Origin of the sequence: Rhodanobacter sp. MP1X3, from assembly GCF_014207165.1 — a bacterium.
Classification (GTDB): domain Bacteria; phylum Pseudomonadota; class Gammaproteobacteria; order Xanthomonadales; family Rhodanobacteraceae; genus Rhodanobacter.
Map to the genome: position 1 here is coordinate 35,529 of NZ_JACHCO010000011.1, position 15,101 is coordinate 50,629.

Annotated in this window: 16 protein-coding genes and 2 pseudogenes; 14 read left to right on the plus strand and 4 right to left on the minus strand. The window is 56.0% G+C overall.

What is annotated here, in order from left to right; genetic code table 11:
* Nucleotides 1–589 precede the first annotated feature (589 nt).
* From HDE79_RS21165 to HDE79_RS21195, 7 genes and pseudogenes are all read left to right on the plus strand, one after another.
* Nucleotides 590–835: pseudogene (locus HDE79_RS21165) on the plus strand (transposase); the annotation flags it as partial.
* A gap of 182 nt (nt 836–1,017) precedes the next feature.
* Nucleotides 1,018–1,836, plus strand: coding sequence for a hypothetical protein (locus HDE79_RS21170; RefSeq protein ID WP_184605127.1), 819 nt, complete (start codon nt 1,018–1,020; stop codon nt 1,834–1,836).
* Nucleotides 1,837–1,980: 144 nt separating this feature from the next.
* Nucleotides 1,981–2,316, plus strand: a complete 336-nt coding sequence (locus HDE79_RS21175; RefSeq protein WP_255488540.1) for a GFA family protein — start codon at nt 1,981–1,983, stop codon at nt 2,314–2,316.
* Between the two features lie 116 nt (nt 2,317–2,432).
* Complete coding sequence (locus tag HDE79_RS21180; RefSeq protein WP_184605130.1) at nt 2,433–3,461, plus strand: hypothetical protein; 1,029 nt, start codon at nt 2,433–2,435, stop codon at nt 3,459–3,461.
* 162 nt (nt 3,462–3,623) lie between these two features.
* On the plus strand, nt 3,624–4,301 hold the full coding sequence (locus tag HDE79_RS21185) for a hypothetical protein (protein ID WP_184605132.1): 678 nt from the start codon (nt 3,624–3,626) through the stop codon (nt 4,299–4,301).
* Between the two features lie 637 nt (nt 4,302–4,938).
* The gene (locus tag HDE79_RS21190) at nt 4,939–6,087 is read left to right on the plus strand and encodes an acyltransferase (protein WP_184605134.1); all 1,149 of its coding nucleotides are present in this window, start codon (nt 4,939–4,941) and stop codon (nt 6,085–6,087) included.
* Nucleotides 6,084–6,251: pseudogene (locus HDE79_RS21195) on the plus strand (integrase core domain-containing protein); the annotation flags it as partial. The gene HDE79_RS21190 and the pseudogene HDE79_RS21195, both read left to right, overlap by 4 nt.
* 199 nt (nt 6,252–6,450) lie before the next feature.
* On the opposite strand, the gene HDE79_RS21200 reads toward HDE79_RS21195, so the two are convergent.
* On the minus strand, nt 6,451–7,200 hold the full coding sequence (locus HDE79_RS21200; protein WP_184605137.1) for a glucose 1-dehydrogenase: 750 nt from the start codon (nt 7,198–7,200) through the stop codon (nt 6,451–6,453).
* Between the two features lie 245 nt (nt 7,201–7,445).
* On the opposite strand from HDE79_RS21200, the gene HDE79_RS21205 reads away from it, so the two are divergent.
* Entirely contained in the window at nt 7,446–7,748 is a 303-nt protein-coding gene (locus HDE79_RS21205) for an antibiotic biosynthesis monooxygenase (protein ID WP_184605139.1), read from the plus strand.
* Nucleotides 7,749–7,854: 106 nt separating this feature from the next.
* Here HDE79_RS21205 and HDE79_RS21210 read toward each other — a convergent pair whose 3' ends face one another.
* Entirely contained in the window at nt 7,855–8,739 is an 885-nt protein-coding gene (locus tag HDE79_RS21210) for a LysR family transcriptional regulator (RefSeq protein ID WP_184605140.1), read from the minus strand.
* A gap of 292 nt (nt 8,740–9,031) precedes the next feature.
* Here HDE79_RS21210 and HDE79_RS21215 point away from each other — a divergent pair, with 292 nt between their 5' ends.
* From HDE79_RS21215 to HDE79_RS21230, 4 genes are all read left to right on the plus strand, one after another.
* Nucleotides 9,032–9,403 (plus strand): YciI family protein, encoded by a 372-nt coding sequence (locus HDE79_RS21215; RefSeq protein WP_184605142.1) that lies wholly within the window; start codon nt 9,032–9,034, stop codon nt 9,401–9,403.
* Nucleotides 9,404–9,633: 230 nt separating this feature from the next.
* On the plus strand, nt 9,634–10,032 hold the full coding sequence (locus HDE79_RS21220; protein WP_221440316.1) for a metalloregulator ArsR/SmtB family transcription factor: 399 nt from the start codon (nt 9,634–9,636) through the stop codon (nt 10,030–10,032).
* Nucleotides 10,010–10,507: an SRPBCC family protein gene (locus HDE79_RS21225; protein ID WP_184605144.1), complete on the plus strand. Its 498-nt coding sequence runs from the start codon at nt 10,010–10,012 to the stop codon at nt 10,505–10,507. The genes HDE79_RS21220 and HDE79_RS21225 overlap by 23 nt, the downstream gene beginning before the upstream one ends.
* Nucleotides 10,508–10,532: 25 nt before the next feature.
* A complete protein-coding gene (locus HDE79_RS21230) occupies nt 10,533–10,781 on the plus strand; it encodes a hypothetical protein (protein WP_184605145.1) in 249 nt (82 codons plus the stop codon).
* 68 nt (nt 10,782–10,849) lie between these two features.
* Here the strand turns inward: HDE79_RS21230 and HDE79_RS21235 are convergent, their stop codons facing one another.
* On the minus strand, nt 10,850–11,401 hold the full coding sequence (locus HDE79_RS21235; protein ID WP_184605147.1) for a DUF1579 family protein: 552 nt from the start codon (nt 11,399–11,401) through the stop codon (nt 10,850–10,852).
* A 236-nt stretch (nt 11,402–11,637) separates the two neighbouring features.
* The gene (locus HDE79_RS21240; RefSeq protein ID WP_343206015.1) at nt 11,638–12,876 is read right to left on the minus strand and encodes a PLP-dependent aminotransferase family protein; all 1,239 of its coding nucleotides are present in this window, start codon (nt 12,874–12,876) and stop codon (nt 11,638–11,640) included.
* A gap of 1,224 nt (nt 12,877–14,100) precedes the next feature.
* Here HDE79_RS21240 and HDE79_RS21245 point away from each other — a divergent pair.
* Nucleotides 14,101–14,490, plus strand: a complete 390-nt coding sequence (locus tag HDE79_RS21245; RefSeq protein WP_184605150.1) for a hypothetical protein — start codon at nt 14,101–14,103, stop codon at nt 14,488–14,490.
* Between the two features lie 71 nt (nt 14,491–14,561).
* Nucleotides 14,562–15,101, plus strand: a 540-nt coding sequence (locus HDE79_RS21855) for a hypothetical protein (RefSeq protein WP_221440318.1), incomplete at its 3' end; no start/stop codon positions are given.

Here is a 15,101-nt window from a genome sequence, read left to right on the forward strand (position 1 = left end):
GCATCAAAGGCGGCAAAACGAGGCGAGAAATCGCTACGCAACGGCGTGTATCGGCATCGTCGAGCGTGGGCGACGGCGAACACGATCGCTGCAGTCACGAAAGCGGGATGATCAGAACCATCCCTAAGGACTGCAGCCCACGAGCAGCGGTGCACACTCCGCCCGGGTACCACCACCTTTAATACAATTTTGATATAGCAAGACACACACGCTGGGTGGAGGCAGTATTTGAGCTTCAGCATGGGCTCCACCGCTATATCCACTCATGCCCAATGCAGCGAGACCGACGATCACTGATAACACGGCAGACGACGAAACGATTTTCATGGCGTTCTCTCCGTAAGTTAATGAGTACATCGCATAGCTCGCTGTTGCAGCGAGCTCCCAAAACTATACGCCTTCGTTTGGAGAGCCGAGTCGGTAAGTTATTGCCAGATAATCTTGCACGAGCTTTCCTACACATCATTAGTCAATGCCTTGATTTTTCATCCATCCTTGGAGGTACGTGAAAAGGTGGGGCAACTGGCGATTCACGGATCGCCGAGCCGTTCCCATGCTCAATACCTCCATTCCGTCGGTACTGGAGCACGGTGTGACGTTGGATTATTCGCGACCCGGTAAGCCGACCGACAACCCATTCATCGAGTCGTTCAACGGCTCATTACGCGACAAATGCCTGAATACGCACTGGTCTCTTTCACTGGAAGACGCCCGAGAAAAGATCGAATCATGGAGAGTCGACTACAATCATTTTCGCCCGCACTCGTCGCTCGCTAACAGCGCGCTAGCGTTGTTCGCAACAAGTAAAACGGGGTCAGGTTCACTTACTGCCTGAAATGGGCGGAATTGGTATCAGGAAAAATTTGAGTGCTCGACTGACCCTGCCGAATTGTCCCCGCACCTTTTTACCGCTGGGACAAATTAGAAGAAGATTAGAAGCAGCGGTCGGGATGCATCTCTTTTAAACTCGAATCTTGTTTCAGGCTAAAGCGCATCGCTTTGATGCTCGGGGGTTGCATGTTCGGATGGTTTCGCAAGGAAGCGCTGCTCGATGCCGAGTTGACGGCCTGGCAGTTCGACTGCTTCGACTGGCTGTTGCGGCATACGGGCGGACTGGAGGCCTTGCGTTCGCGCAGGCTCATTCTGCCGACGCGGGAGTTCTTTCCCCAGCGCGGAAAGCACGACGCGGCCTTCGCAGAAGCGGTCTTCGAGCAGGTCAAGGTGCATGCGGGCATGGCCGACTGGCCGTGCGAGTTGCGGATCCAGGAGGGCGATCCTGATCCGAAGGTCTCGACGCATGCGTTCGTGCAGGGTGCGCCGCAGTCGCCAGCGGGGACGTATCGCGCATTGGGCGAAGAGGGTGCGTTGATCACCTACCATCCGGACCAATTGGCCGACCCAGTCGCGCTGGTGGCGACCTTCGCCCACGAGCTGGCGCACTACCGCACGGCGCGTTTTCCGGAGCCGCCGCCGGGCGGTTGGGACGTGTGGGAAATCGCCACCGACCTCGCGGCCGTCTATCTCGGCTTCGGCGTATTCCTCGCCAACACCCGCTTCCACTTCGGGCATTTCTCCGATGGCCGCGTCAGTGGTTGGCGCTGGCGCCAGCAAGGCTATGTATCCGAGCCGGAAGTGCTGCACATGCAGGCCATCGTTTCCATGGCCATGGGCGCATCCCAGGAGCAGACACTAGCGCATCTCAAGCCGGCACTCAGGGGCATCTTCAAGAGGGTATGGAAGGACGCTGCGCTCGCTTCACAAAGGCGGCAGCCTGAGGACGCCCTTGCGGCGGAGGGCAACCCAGCAGAGACGGAAAGTGTGTCAGGGACAAATTAAGTGCTCCACTGACCGTGTCGAGTTTTTCCTGACACCTTTTTTGCAGTGTTAGGCAGCAAGGGAATTTTCGATATGACCACTCCATTTTCCGGCGGGTGCGCATGTGGGTCGATTCGTTACGTGTGCTCACGCACGCCAGTCGCGATGCTCAATTGCCACTGTCTGGACTGTCAGCGTTCCAGCGGTGCCCCATTCGCTTCGGGCTTTATCGTCGCGGACTCGGACATGAATATCACGGGTACGCCCAAAACGTATTCGGTGCGCGCGGGCAGTGGCGCTGTTGCGACTCGCAGCTTCTGCCCTCAATGCGGTTCGCCATTGTTCACGCGCGGCGAAGCCAACCTAGGATTCATGTCCGTTCGCTTTCCTACGCTGGATGACGCTTCGGAGTTTCAGCCGATGCTGGACATTTGGACGGCCAGTGCGCAACCGTGGGTTTGCCTTAGTCAGGCCATTCCACACTATCCTCAGTTACCCTGATTCAGGCACTCGCAGCTGCTGCCCCACTATTCGTTCCAGGCGGACGGCGACGCCGCCGTTTAACTCTACGTTAGCGTTTACATCATGAGCCATCGGGACTACAACGGAACGGGAAAATGGACTGTCGCCACCGTCAAGGAAAAAGGTGTCAGGGACAATTTGAGCTGACGAAGATCGGTATCAGAGACAATTTCAAAAACAGGGGGCTTATGAAAAAGGTGATGGCAATTCTGTTGTCAATGCTGTGCGCTGCGTGCACTCCAGTCGTGACGAAGGTCAACGTACCCGATATGGCGAAGTCGGATTCGCTATCGGTCCGTGATGTGAGGCCGGATAGCGAGAAGGATCGCAAGTTGTTCAGCCTACTGGTCAGCAGCAAGGAATACGGCATTTTTCGAGAGGGGGACGCGAGGTTGTCACCATCGCCGACCCGACTATTGCAGCATCAAGTGTTCGAGAAATTCAATGTTTCCGGTGAGCTGCCGAAAGTGGATGTTTATCACTTCGTCGTTTATTCAAATATGAAGTCGAAGCTCAGGTCAAATGCGGTCTTCGCGGGGATTGGCGGTATCTTGGGCGGCCTGGCGGCGAACGCGGCGGCGACTCACGTGGCGATGGCCAGTACCGGGACTGTCGATGAAAAGATGTTCGACAATTGGTCCGGTGACAACGAATACCAGCGGGCACTTTTTACGGAAGCCGAGAATCCAACGAGAGCGCCCGTTTACATCATCTACATCGATACGGATATCGATGGCAAAAGGGTGCTTACACGTACGGTCTCGTCGATCGAGCAGCAGGATGGCGAGAACTCGCTGGTGACGGCGGTGCAGTTGGCAATCACTAATCATCTCGGGCACTACGACACGAGTGTTTCGACAGTGGAGGCCGTGCCAACGCCGCCCGCCCTCGACGCCGGTGCGGTGGCAGTGTCGTCAGCGGTTGTCGTCTCAACACCCGCACAGGGCTCTGTTGCAAACACCGCAACCATGCCGATGGCTCAAAGCGTTGCAAACCAATTGGGATGCGGTGTCGTCAAGGCCAACGGTGATTCGACCTACGTAGCGCCTTGCGGCGATCATGGTGTATTGATTGATTGCGATGGTGGTCGGTGCCGCCCCATGCATACCGTCCGCACCGAATGATGTGTCAATACCAGATCAAGATGTTGGAGAAAAGGCGGGCGGGAAAAGGTGTCAGGGACAATTTGAGCCAAGTCCCCTTGTTAGCTAACCGGGTCTGGCTAACGGGTCAGAATCCATTCTTGAACGTGTCAAACCAAAATGACTTTGGGAAGAAAAGAATCGATGCGAAATGATTGCTGGAGATGGCTTGCATCTACCCTTCTGGGGAGCTTCATCTATCTTGGACATGCCGCCGTCGGGTATTCGCAGACCCGAGCGCAAAATATTCATCCCATCGCCCCAACGTCGGCAAGCACGGCCGCTGTCACGCCTGATGACACACTGGAACCGATCGATCAACGTAATTGGCGGAGTTTTCTCAAGCTCGCGGCGAAGCCTAATGCGATGATTACCCCCGAAGACGTTGAAAGCGCCTTTGAGCAGAAGGTGATTCATAACGAACGGACGGACGAATACGATATTAGAGGTGTCCTAAAATATTTCGAAAGTGAAACCCCGCGGTTTCGCAATCCACATCCTGATCGAAAACGGATAGGCATCATTTTTATTTTTCAAGATAAAGACTTCTTTAATAGGTGCCCGAGTCGAAGCCAATTTGTGAGCGATCTGCGGATGGCGGGATGGACGTTGCTTCATCATGCCCAGGAAAGGGACGTGCCCGATGGCATTGACAATAATCACTCCACATTCCATTTGCCCGCCAGGGATACCTTCTTAAAAGGCGATCAGGGCATTATTCACCTCACCTATCCTAACGGGTGCCCAGATGTTGCTCACATGGATGCTGACAAACTTGAATTTGATCGAATCACCCGCGCTCCCGCATCGGAAGATCTCTAATCGAAAGCTAATCGGGTCAGCTGACTGAGTCGGCTTGTTCCCGCAGTGCGTCAATTGTTGTCACGGTCTACATCGATTCAACGATGCTGCCGAGTAGGCCGCCGCCAACGCCCATCTATGCCGCTCTCCCACCACCGAAACCGGGGTCCGAAACCGGGGTCAGAGTCGACTTTCCCGATAGTCGTGCAAACAACTGCAAACAAAGGGGTCAGAGACATTTTCGACGGTGAGTGAGACCAAGACGAGGCCAGCTCACTTCTTAGTTGCCGTTATCTGTTTCGGAGTCCGTCGAGATCGTTTGCATCTTCCGGATCAGGAAAGGAAAGGGTCCAAAACGGGGTCAGGTTCACTTATCGTGGATCCGTAAGTGAACCTGGCTCCATTCCTGTTCTTAGCCATCGAACCCGGAGCCCAAGAAGTGGGCGCATTTTCGGATGGATTGCCATGAGTGTTTTTTTCCTCATATATGCATGGAAGACGGTGTGTGGGGCGAAGGCGCGCGTGTATTTCAAATCGGCGGGTGGAAAAGTAAATCAGGCAGATTTACTTGATGCGTAGCTGACCGGACCACTTCCATGTGTAGACTCACTATCCACATTAGTGGCTCTTTGAATTCAACGAACGATGAATTGAGATAATGGATACTGCTTCAACTGCCGCCTCAACCACGGTCATCGCGCCCGCAAAGAATCACTATATCGTCCTGGATGGCTTGCGCGGCATCGCTTCGCTTATGGTGTTGGCATTCCACCTTTGCGAGCCGTTTTCGCAAGGTGACGCTACGAAGCAAGTCATCAATCACGGCTATCTCGCCGTCGACTTCTTCTTCATGCTCTCCGGGTTCGTCATCGCTTACGCGTACGACGAACGTTGGAGCCGCATGACAACGTGGGATTTCTACAAGCGGCGGCTTATCCGATTGCAGCCGATGGTCATCATGGGCAGTCTCATTGGCGCGGCGCTGTTCTATTTTCAGGCAGGTCCGGCATTTCCCTCGATCGCTGGAACGCCGGTTTGGAAAATGTTGTTGGTCATGGTGGTGGGATGCACGCTGCTTCCCCTTCCTCTATCCATGGACATTCGCGGCTGGCAGGAAATGCACCCACTGGATGGTCCGGCATGGTCATTGCTCTTCGAATACATTGCCAACATTCTGTATGCGGTGGGCTTGCGCAAGCTTTCGAAGACTGCATTGAGCGTTTTCGTCTTCCTCGCGGCGCTACTGCTCGTGCAACTGGCTGTGTTTGGCGATCGTGGCGACCTCATCGGTGGATGGTCTCTCGATGCAACCCAGTTGCACATCGGCTTTGCCCGACTTCTTTTTCCGTTCTTCGCAGGGATCCTCCTGTGTCGACTGGGAGCGCGCATTCGAGTGAAGAGCGCGTTCGGTGTCGCTGGTCTCCTGTTGATCGTTGCGCTGTCACTGCCACGATTTGGTGGCACAGATCACCGCTGGATGAACGGTATCTATGACGCACTGTGCGTCATCTTTGTGTTTCCCATCGTGGTCGCGATAGGTGCAGGGGAAAAGCGGGTCAACGGGCTTTCGATACGCGTGGCTCAGTTCTTCGGAGATCTCTCCTTTCCGCTCTATATCACCCACTATCCCTTGATCTACCTCTATACCGGATGGGTCGTGCGGAGTAACCCTTCCGGTGCCCAGGGCATCGTTATCGCGCTTCTCGTTGCGGTAGCTGCGATGGCCATTGCGTACGCCAGTTTGAAACTTTACGACGAGCCATTGCGACGCTGGCTTAGCAGAAAGTTTTTGCATCGAATGACGTAAACAAACATTGGTTTACCAACATGGCCCATGCCAAAGTCGTTATCGAAGCGTGGCGACGCGAATACAACGAGGAGCGGCCCAAGAAAAGTCTCGGTGGCATGACGCCCGCTGAGTACGCGAAACAACTCGCGAGTAAAACCGATAAAGTAACCACCGGATTCTAGAGCCGACCGCTACTGAAGCTGGGGGGACGTCGGTAAGCGAGCCTGAGCGGACGTGACCACATAGATGGTTACTCTGCTACTTCGCTAACGCGTGCGTGCCGTGACCTCCGGGAGCGTGTCTTTGGCGGCAGATCGAACGGCGGCGATAAAAGGACGCGTCCCAGCGATTACCTACAGCAACGGCTGGAACGGAGGCCGATCAAGCGCGCTGACCACCAGAAGCCGTGATCCGTTCGCCGGTCACCCAGGCCGAATCATCGGATGCCAAGAACAGCGCCACGCGAGCGATGTCTTCTGGCGTGCCCGGCCGACCGAACGGGATCGTTGCAACGACGGCTTCGACGGCCTCTTGCGACCAACCCAGAGCCGCGATGCCTTCGGTGATGGTGGCCCCCGGCGCGATGCTGTTGACGCGGATCTTCTTCGACGCCAGTTCGACCGAGGTCACGCGCGTGACGGAGTCGACAGCGCTCTTGGATGCCGCGTAGATCACCGAGTTGGGCATGTAGCCGACGCTGGCGATGGAACTGATATTGATGATGCTGCCGCCGTTCGGGCCGAAGTACTTCACTGCCTCTTGTGTCGCGGTGATTAAGCCGAGCACGTTCGTGCTGAACTCACGATGGAATTCCTGCTCTGTAGAGTCCTGAAGGGGGGCGAAGGCGAAGACGCCCGCGTTGTTCACCAGGATGTCGAGTGCGCCAAAGGCGTGCTTCGACTCTTCAAACAGTCGCTGGATATCGGCGGTCTTCGAGAAGTCGGCGTGGATGGCCACAGCCTTGCCACCGGAACTCTTGATCTCGGCAACCAGGGCATTCGCTGCTTCCTTGCTAGTCGAGTAGTTCACGACGACCGATGCGCCGGACTTGGCGAATAGCTTTGCGATTCCAGCACCGATGCCTTTGGATGCGCCTGTAACAATGGCGACTTTGCCAGTAAGTGAAGTCATGAATTTGTGTCCTGAATTGACGGCGCCACAGTGGCGTCTGGATGGACTGTCGTCGATCGATGGACGCGTGAGTAGGTGCGTCTACAACTAAGACTTATTCGTCAAATGAATGGCTCCCCGCTCTCAAACTGAGCGAACATGTCAAACATTGGGCCGTCGATAGAGGGACGAATCGTCCACATCGGAGCAAGCCCTACGACCACGGATTCGCAGAGCCGTGACCTTCATTTCAAGAGAAGCATTCCATGACCAAATTTGCCCTGTTTGTCCGTCTCGAAGCCAAGCCCGGCCAAGAGGCCGCCGTCGCCGCCTTCCTGGCCAGCGCACTGCCGCTCGCCAATGCCGAGTTGGGCACCGTCGCTTGGTTTGCGTTGCAGTTTGGCCCTTCGACGTTTGGCGTTTTCGACGCCTTTGCGGACGAGGAAGGTCGTCAAGCCCACCTGCGAGGCCCGATTGCGGCTGCATTGATGGCCAACGCAGCTGCCTTGCTCAGCACCCCACCGAACATTGAGAAGATCGATCTGCTCGCGGCGAAATTGCCTGGCTGACAGACCAACGGCGAGCCGCGTCGATGCGAACATTCAACCGATGCATGGACGCATTCGCGGCATGCTTCGATCGAGGCGCCACAGGTGCGCGGCGTAAGCTCCAAGCCTAGCGACCAAGCTCCGCGATCAGATACTCGACCAGCGCGCGTGCCGAGGGCTTCGGTCGTCGGCCTGGGGTGAACAGGCCGTGGGCTTCGACCTCACCGATCTTCCAGTCGGGAAGCAGCCGAATCAGCGCGCCGCTGGCGAGTTCGGCGCGACAGCCCCACAGAGATGTATTCACGACACCGATTCCCGCGACAGCGGCGGCTACTGCGGCCTCGTTGTAGGAAACAGTAAGGCGACAATTGATGCGGGTCGATACGCTTTGACCATCCTTCTGAAAGGACCATGTTCCGGAGCTCGTCCCGGCAGGCCCGACGATAGCCGTATGGACGGCCAAGTTTGCGGGCGCCTCGGGCGTGCCCTTCTCCTCTAGATAACGCGGCGACGCCGCAATTAACCGCTGCGTCCGACCGATGACGCGTGCGGTGGCACTCGAATCGTCCAAGTCACCGAGTCGAAGTGCGACATCGGCACCTTCCTTGATGGTGTCTTGCCGTTGATCGCTCATCAATAAGCTGACGTTTAGCGAAGGATGGCGCGCAAGAAAGCCGGGCATCAAGGGGATGATTTCGCGCACGCCAAAACTTGCAGGCATGGCAACACGTAATGACCCGCGAAGCTCCCGCGATCCACGAGCAGTGTGATCAGCTTCCTCAAGCGACGACAGGATCGCTTCGACACGGGTCAGGTAGTCGTTGCCCACGTCAGTCAGCGCGACAGCGCGCGTCGTGCGGGTAACCAAAGCCGCGCCAACGTCTTCCTCCAACGCCGCAATGATCCGCGATACTGACGGCTGTGAAAGGTCAAGTTCTCGCGCCGCAGCAGAGAAGCTTCCCGTGCGCGCAACGCGCACGAAAAGTCGGAGCGCCAGCAGCTTGTCGTTCATTCACGAAGTGTGTCTTAGACTGAGCGGCGGCAGCAAGTGGGCCGCACAGTAAATGGACAGGCCCATTCCTGGCTCCTCATCTGTCTGGGATGAGGCTGTGCAGCTCGATAACGCGAACTACGACGGAGGCGAGAGGTCGTTTGGGGTAAACGATATCCATAGAGTGTAAGGTCCGCTTCCGCCACCCAAAGCGGGCAGGCTGGCCGAGACCTGCTAGAAACTCTCCCAGAGGATTGTCGATTTCCGATCATCAGCTTCGTCGTTAGTGCATCCCCACCCAAAAGGATTTCCCATGAAATACCTCGGCCTGGCCTACTTCACCCCCGAAAAATTCGCCGCGATGGCGCCAGACGACGTCAAGGAATTGGTGAGCCAATGCCCGGCATTGGACGAGAAGATGCGCGCTACCGGCAAGGTTCTGGTTTCCGCGTCGCTTGGCGATCTGGACAGCTGGAGGACCCTTCGTCCGCGCAGCGGCAAGACGCACGTCAGCGATGGGCCTTACACCGAGTCGAAGGAAGTGGTGGGCGGCCTGTTCATTATCGAGGCGGACAGCCGTGACGAGGCGCTGCGCATCGCATCCATGCACCCGGCCGCCACGCTGGGCGAAGAAGGCGGATGGGCCGTCGAGCTTATCCCCATGGATTTCTACCTGGCCCGATGAGGGCTTGGACGCCCGCCTCTAGAATGCTTTGGCGCCCCTTTTTCCACAAACACCTTCACGGCTTTGTGAGTCATCGCGGCGATGTCCGCTTCTGGCCAAGGGAGTCATCCGACGTCTTGATCTGGCTGCCACAAAGTAGCGGGGCGGAACTTTGCCCACGCTCGGCATGCGCAGTTTGGGTTCGGAGCGGCAGGGAGCCGCGTGTCAACTGCGGCCATGGGGCGCTTCGCTTGCAAATCACCTATGCGTGCCTTACTGTGAACCATATGGTTCACTATCAAACCCGCCTCGACACAACGTTCGCAGCGCTCTCCGATGTCACCCGACGCGGCGTGCTGGAGCAGCTCGGGGGTGCAGACGCCTCAATCACTGACCTTGCCCAAAGGTTCAGCATGACCCTCACGGGCATGAAGAAGCATGTCAGCGTTTTGGAGCAGGCTGGACTCGTGACCACGGAGAAGGTCGGGCGCGTGCGAACCTGCAAGCTCGGACTGCGCCGTCTCGAAGAAGAGGCCGCCTGGATCGAGCGGCATCGCCAGCTCTGGAGCGCACGCTTCGATGCTTTAGACGAGCTTGTCGAACACTTGAAGTGCAAGGAGAAGGCAGATGTCCAAAGTAAAAGAAGGTAGTTCCGCAGCCATAAATCGCACCGACGTGAAACGCAAGTCCGACCGCGAACTTGTCGTGACGCGAACGTTCAATGCCCCGGCGCATATCGTCTTCGAAGCGTGGAGCAACCCCGAATTGTTCCAGCGTTGGTGGGTTCCGAAGTCGGCAGGCATGTCGCTGCTTTCATGCGACATGGATATTCGCACCGGGGGCGCGTATCGCCTCGTATTCAGCCACCCGGCCTTCGATCAACCCATGGTGTTCTTCGGCACGTACACTGAAGTGACGCCGCACAAGCGTCTCGTGTGGACGAACGAAGAAAGCGATCAGGGTGCCGTGACCACGGTGACCTTCGAAGAAAATGCCGGCGACACACTGGTCACCCTACACGAACTCTACCCCACAACAGCGGCCCTCGACGAAGCCCTCGCCGGCTCGGCGGAAGGACTGCCCGAACAGTTTGCGCAGCTGGATGAGTTGCTCGCAGGGAGATAGATCGTGACGGCCACCAGCGCATGGAATGGACGACGATAAGCGCACGATCACCGCCGAGCTGGCCAGTTCGGCGCCACGTGAGAACAATATGCTCAGACGCGATTTCCTGAAGAGTGCCGTAGCGACCGCAGTGCTGGCTAAGGCCTTTCCCGGGCAATCCAGGGAGACCCTTGCTACGTCGAATGCGAAATTTTCCGACGTTAATGGCCAGCATATATTTTACAGCGTGCGTGGCACCGACAAGCCGCTCATCCTTATCTTTCAGTCGGAGTAAAAGAATCGTCGTGGCTGATAATGAGCAGGTACTGCATGTCATGTCTCCTTGAGGATCAGCCAGCAAGATCACTTAAGTCGTGTCAAGTAAGCTTTGAACGCAGTCGCCCATGTTTGGCCGCCGTCCTTGGAGTAGGAAATCTCGTAGCGATCAGAGTTGGCCTTGATGTCAGACCAGACTCCACGTACTAGAACCGTGCGCCCCTTATAAACGGAGGTGCCGAACAGCTCGCCCCGACCGTCTTTGAAGCCTCCGATAGTTGGGGCCTCAATCTCTCCCGAAGCGCTATCAATGTAAGTTTGACTCCATTGCCCGGCTTTGGAGTTATAGACGAACAGCGATGCGCCTTCCCAATGCCCACTTGGGCCATCGGCCTCGATTTCCTCAAGCCACGCGCGGCCACCCCAAATCGGTCGCACTGTTTTCGTACCATCCATTGTCACTGTGTGGGTCCCGCCATCGAACGGGTCGAGTACTTGTGTGACATGGGTATGCCAACTCCCGCGGGCGAAGTCGAAATCATGAGAGCCATCTCGGGGCTGCTCGGCCCTTGCACTCAGAGGCGAGCATGTAAGAACACCGGCAATCATGACTCCACGTAATAGCAGTCTCCAAATCATCGCGCTCTCCGTATGACCAAGCCCAAGACGAAACTATAGGGAATACCTGCAACGCCAGAAGAGCCAATCGTAGATATTTAGCGTGGTCCACTTCGCTGGATGCGAAGTTGGGAAGGGTCGGCTGACGAATATGGTTTCATTACAGCCGCCGGTTACGATCATGCGGGCATCATTAGTGATGTCCTATGTTGATCTGCAGAATCGCCCCTTGCGCGCGCATCGGGCATCTCACGCGGCTAGAGCACGCGCCTTAACGCCTTTAGACCCTGCTCGATATCATCGATGTCAATGGCCCCGTAGCCGAAAACCAGGCCTTCCGATGTTGGGGCACCAAAAAAGTAGCGCTCGAACGAATGCAAATGCACGTTCAATCCCAACAATCTTGCGGTGACGCGTTCCAGGTGCTTGGGTAGCGTCGAGAACGCCGCCACATGCATCCCGTAGTGCGATTGCATCGGTGACAGTTCACCTGAGAAGTTCGACTGAAGTATCTCCCTGATGAGATCTCGTCGTGTCCTATAGACGTCACGGAGCTTTCGCACGTGCCGCGCCAGATGCCCTTCCGCGATGAAACGGGCAACTACCATTTGCGTCAAAGTCGGACAATGCCAATCGAGACAGTTCTTCGCTGTAATCAGCGCAGGCATAGCCCACTGGGGTGCCACGACGAATCCCAGTCGCAGCGCGGGGAGCATACACTTGGAGAAGGTGCCGACGTAGAACACGTCATCTGCGGTCGACGTTGATCGTAGCGCCTGCAGTGGAGTGCCGTCGTACCGGAATTCTCCGTCGTAATCGTCCTCAACGATGACTGCCCCAGACTTGCGAGCAAAGTTGAGCAGTGCCATCCGCCGCTGTGCGGACATGGACACGCCGAACGGAAACTGATGTGAAGGACATACGCAGACGATCTGTACAGGGATGGGCAGGGCGTCGACCACCAGCCCTTGCGCGTCGACTGGTACCGGCACAACCCTGGCGCCGGCAGCGAGAAATGCAGCGCGCATCGGTGGGTAGCCTGGATCTTCAATGGCTACCGTCGTAACCCCAGGGGTTACCAGTACACGGGCGAGAATATCGAAAGCCTGCTGTGCGCCGGCAGTAACCAGTACATCGTCGGGCTCGCTCACGACTGCGCGCGAAATGCCGATGTGCGTGGCGATAGCTGTCCTCAGTGGGAAATGCCCCTGATTGCCCTGCGGGCTCTTGAAGGCAGGAGGTTTTAATTCCATTTGCCGGAGCTGCTTGGCGCTGACCCGACGAAATATTTCGAATGGGAATAATCGCGAATCGACCAACGCGGGTCGAAAATCTAAGGATGCGGCACCCTTTTGCTTCCCAGTGCGCTGACCGTCGTGCCAAAAGTTAAGTGTCCGTGCCAGCTCTGGCCGTGACCACAGCGAATTTAGACGTGGATCGGGCGTTTGCTGCGTCAGGAAGCGTTCGCGCGGCGGACGATTTTGCTTGGACGCCACATACGTTCCTGATCCTTGCCGGGACGATACCAACCCCTCGATCGCCAGCCTCGCATAAGCCCGGGTAGCTGTGTTTCTCGATACACCGAAAAAGACAGCCGACTGACGTTCCCCCGGGAGCTTGGACCCAGGAACCAACCGACCATCAACGATTGCAGCGCGCAACTGCACGTAGACGGATTCCGCCGATCGGCGGCTTCCCCTCGGTGGGGAGGTAAAAGCAATTTCGAACACATTACTCATACCGTCCTCAGTCGCCACAATTTTTTCCTCTGAAGTGGATCAATAGCGCGAGACCGCAATGAAGTTACCTGCAGCTTCAAGCGATCGATTGAACGTAAGTATTGGTCGTGTCCCTGGACTCCCAGAAACATCTTAGCGACCTGAATTCCTGTCTGCTCAGTCGTAAGGGTGATTGGGCTGCGGTCACGATTGCCTTAATCCTAAATAGGCCCAATCAATATCTCTAACAAGCCGGGCCCGAACTCCGTGATGGGTTCAATGAACGTACATCAGCTAACTCAGCGTTAGGCATCAAATGAACAAAGACTCGGCAGGTTGGCTCGCACTTATAATAATTGGTCTGCTCGCACTCGGGCGTGCCTTCTTGTCCATGCTCAGCATGGCAGTCGACATACTTAATTTGTGGAAGCTATATGGCGTTGCCTTTGAAGCCTTCACATCTCAAACGCAGCGGCTCATCCTTCAAACATGGATTGGTATAGGAGTCGCGCTCGTACAATCAATTTTCTTTGTCCTTGTTGCCTTCTACTTTCTCCGCAGGGGTCGGGCTATCCATAAGCTTCTCATGCACGAATCTGCCTAGTAGGCTGCAGCCTAACTACTTGTTCAAGGCGGACGCCTCCGGCACCGCTTAACTCCAGCATTAGAGTGCTTACTTGATCAGTCGTCGTAAATCAGCTCGCCTTTTGGTCTTCTGCTCCGCTGCCGCCCTGGCTGCGGCTGCCTGTTCGCTGCTCTGGGCACTCAGTTCATTCGACCTAGCCTTCCTTGCCTGCAACGGCACATACTCTCTTCATGCATCAAATGTTCGTTGTCAGCGTCCTGTGTTCCTAATCCTAGCGTTCCTTGTTTTCGCGGCTGTTGGCGTTGCGCTGGGCATTTTGGCCTTTGTTCGTGCGCGTCATCGCAACGTAAGCATCTAACTATTCGTTCAAGGCGGACGGCTGCGCCGCCGCTTAAGTCCAGCGTTAGGCGGCATATATGACTATACGCAATGCTCGTTTCATACTGGTGCTGGTTGGAGTCTTGCTGCCTTATGCAGCACGCTTGCCACATGGCATCGAATGGCTTCAGCAGTACACCGACGAGAGTCTTGGTGGTTGGCTATTTTTCGCAGCTTTCAATGCCATCGCATGGGGTGCAATCCTTGCAATCAGCTTCATGTACCGGCGGCCAGCTTCACTAGTTGCACCATGCCTACTTGGCTTCGGCTTCCTTACTTGGGCGCATACTACTCTAGACCTAAGAGCAGACGCGCAAGCTGCTATCGCGCTAATTTTTATTCCAATCTACGCGCTTGTACCAATTGCGGTAGGCGGGGCAATTGGTTACATCGTAGATCGAAGACTGCGGCGCTATGATGCCCTCTAAGAGTTCGTTCAAGCTGAAGCCGCTTCGTGGCTCGGTTTAACTCGGCGTTAGGCACACAAGGAGAATCAGGCATGAAGCTGCAAACAATTCCAGTATCCGCAGTAATAGCGTTTCTACTCGGGCTTCTGCAGACGTACTTCCTACTCATGTGTTGGGCTTATCTAAACGTACACAGCCCTTTGCTCCGTTGGCTTATCGACACAGGGCTGCGTAGCAACGCATTGCACGCCACTTTGTTGCCAATTGATCTTTTCATCAATGTGGTTCTTTCCCTTCCTGCAGCGTTCGTGCTCGTGAAGCTGCGCCCCGCAAGAATCTCCTTCTACTTGCTATGGGCGGTGCTTCCATCGTTCGTTTGGCTCAACCGTATATTGATCGGCAATACGTATTTTTGGCACTTTTTTGGCCAGTTCGCTCTTGGCTGGCTGCCTGCGCTATTTGCTCTACCTGTCGCTACTTGGTTGTTGTCGCTCGTAACTAAGTCGAGCTTGCCTAACAACTCATTCAAGGCGGACGGAGACTTCCTACGCTTTAGTGGACACCCTGAACTATCACTTCAGGAGTGTTCTCATGCCCAGACCTGGTGCGCGCACGACGTACCGATATACCCA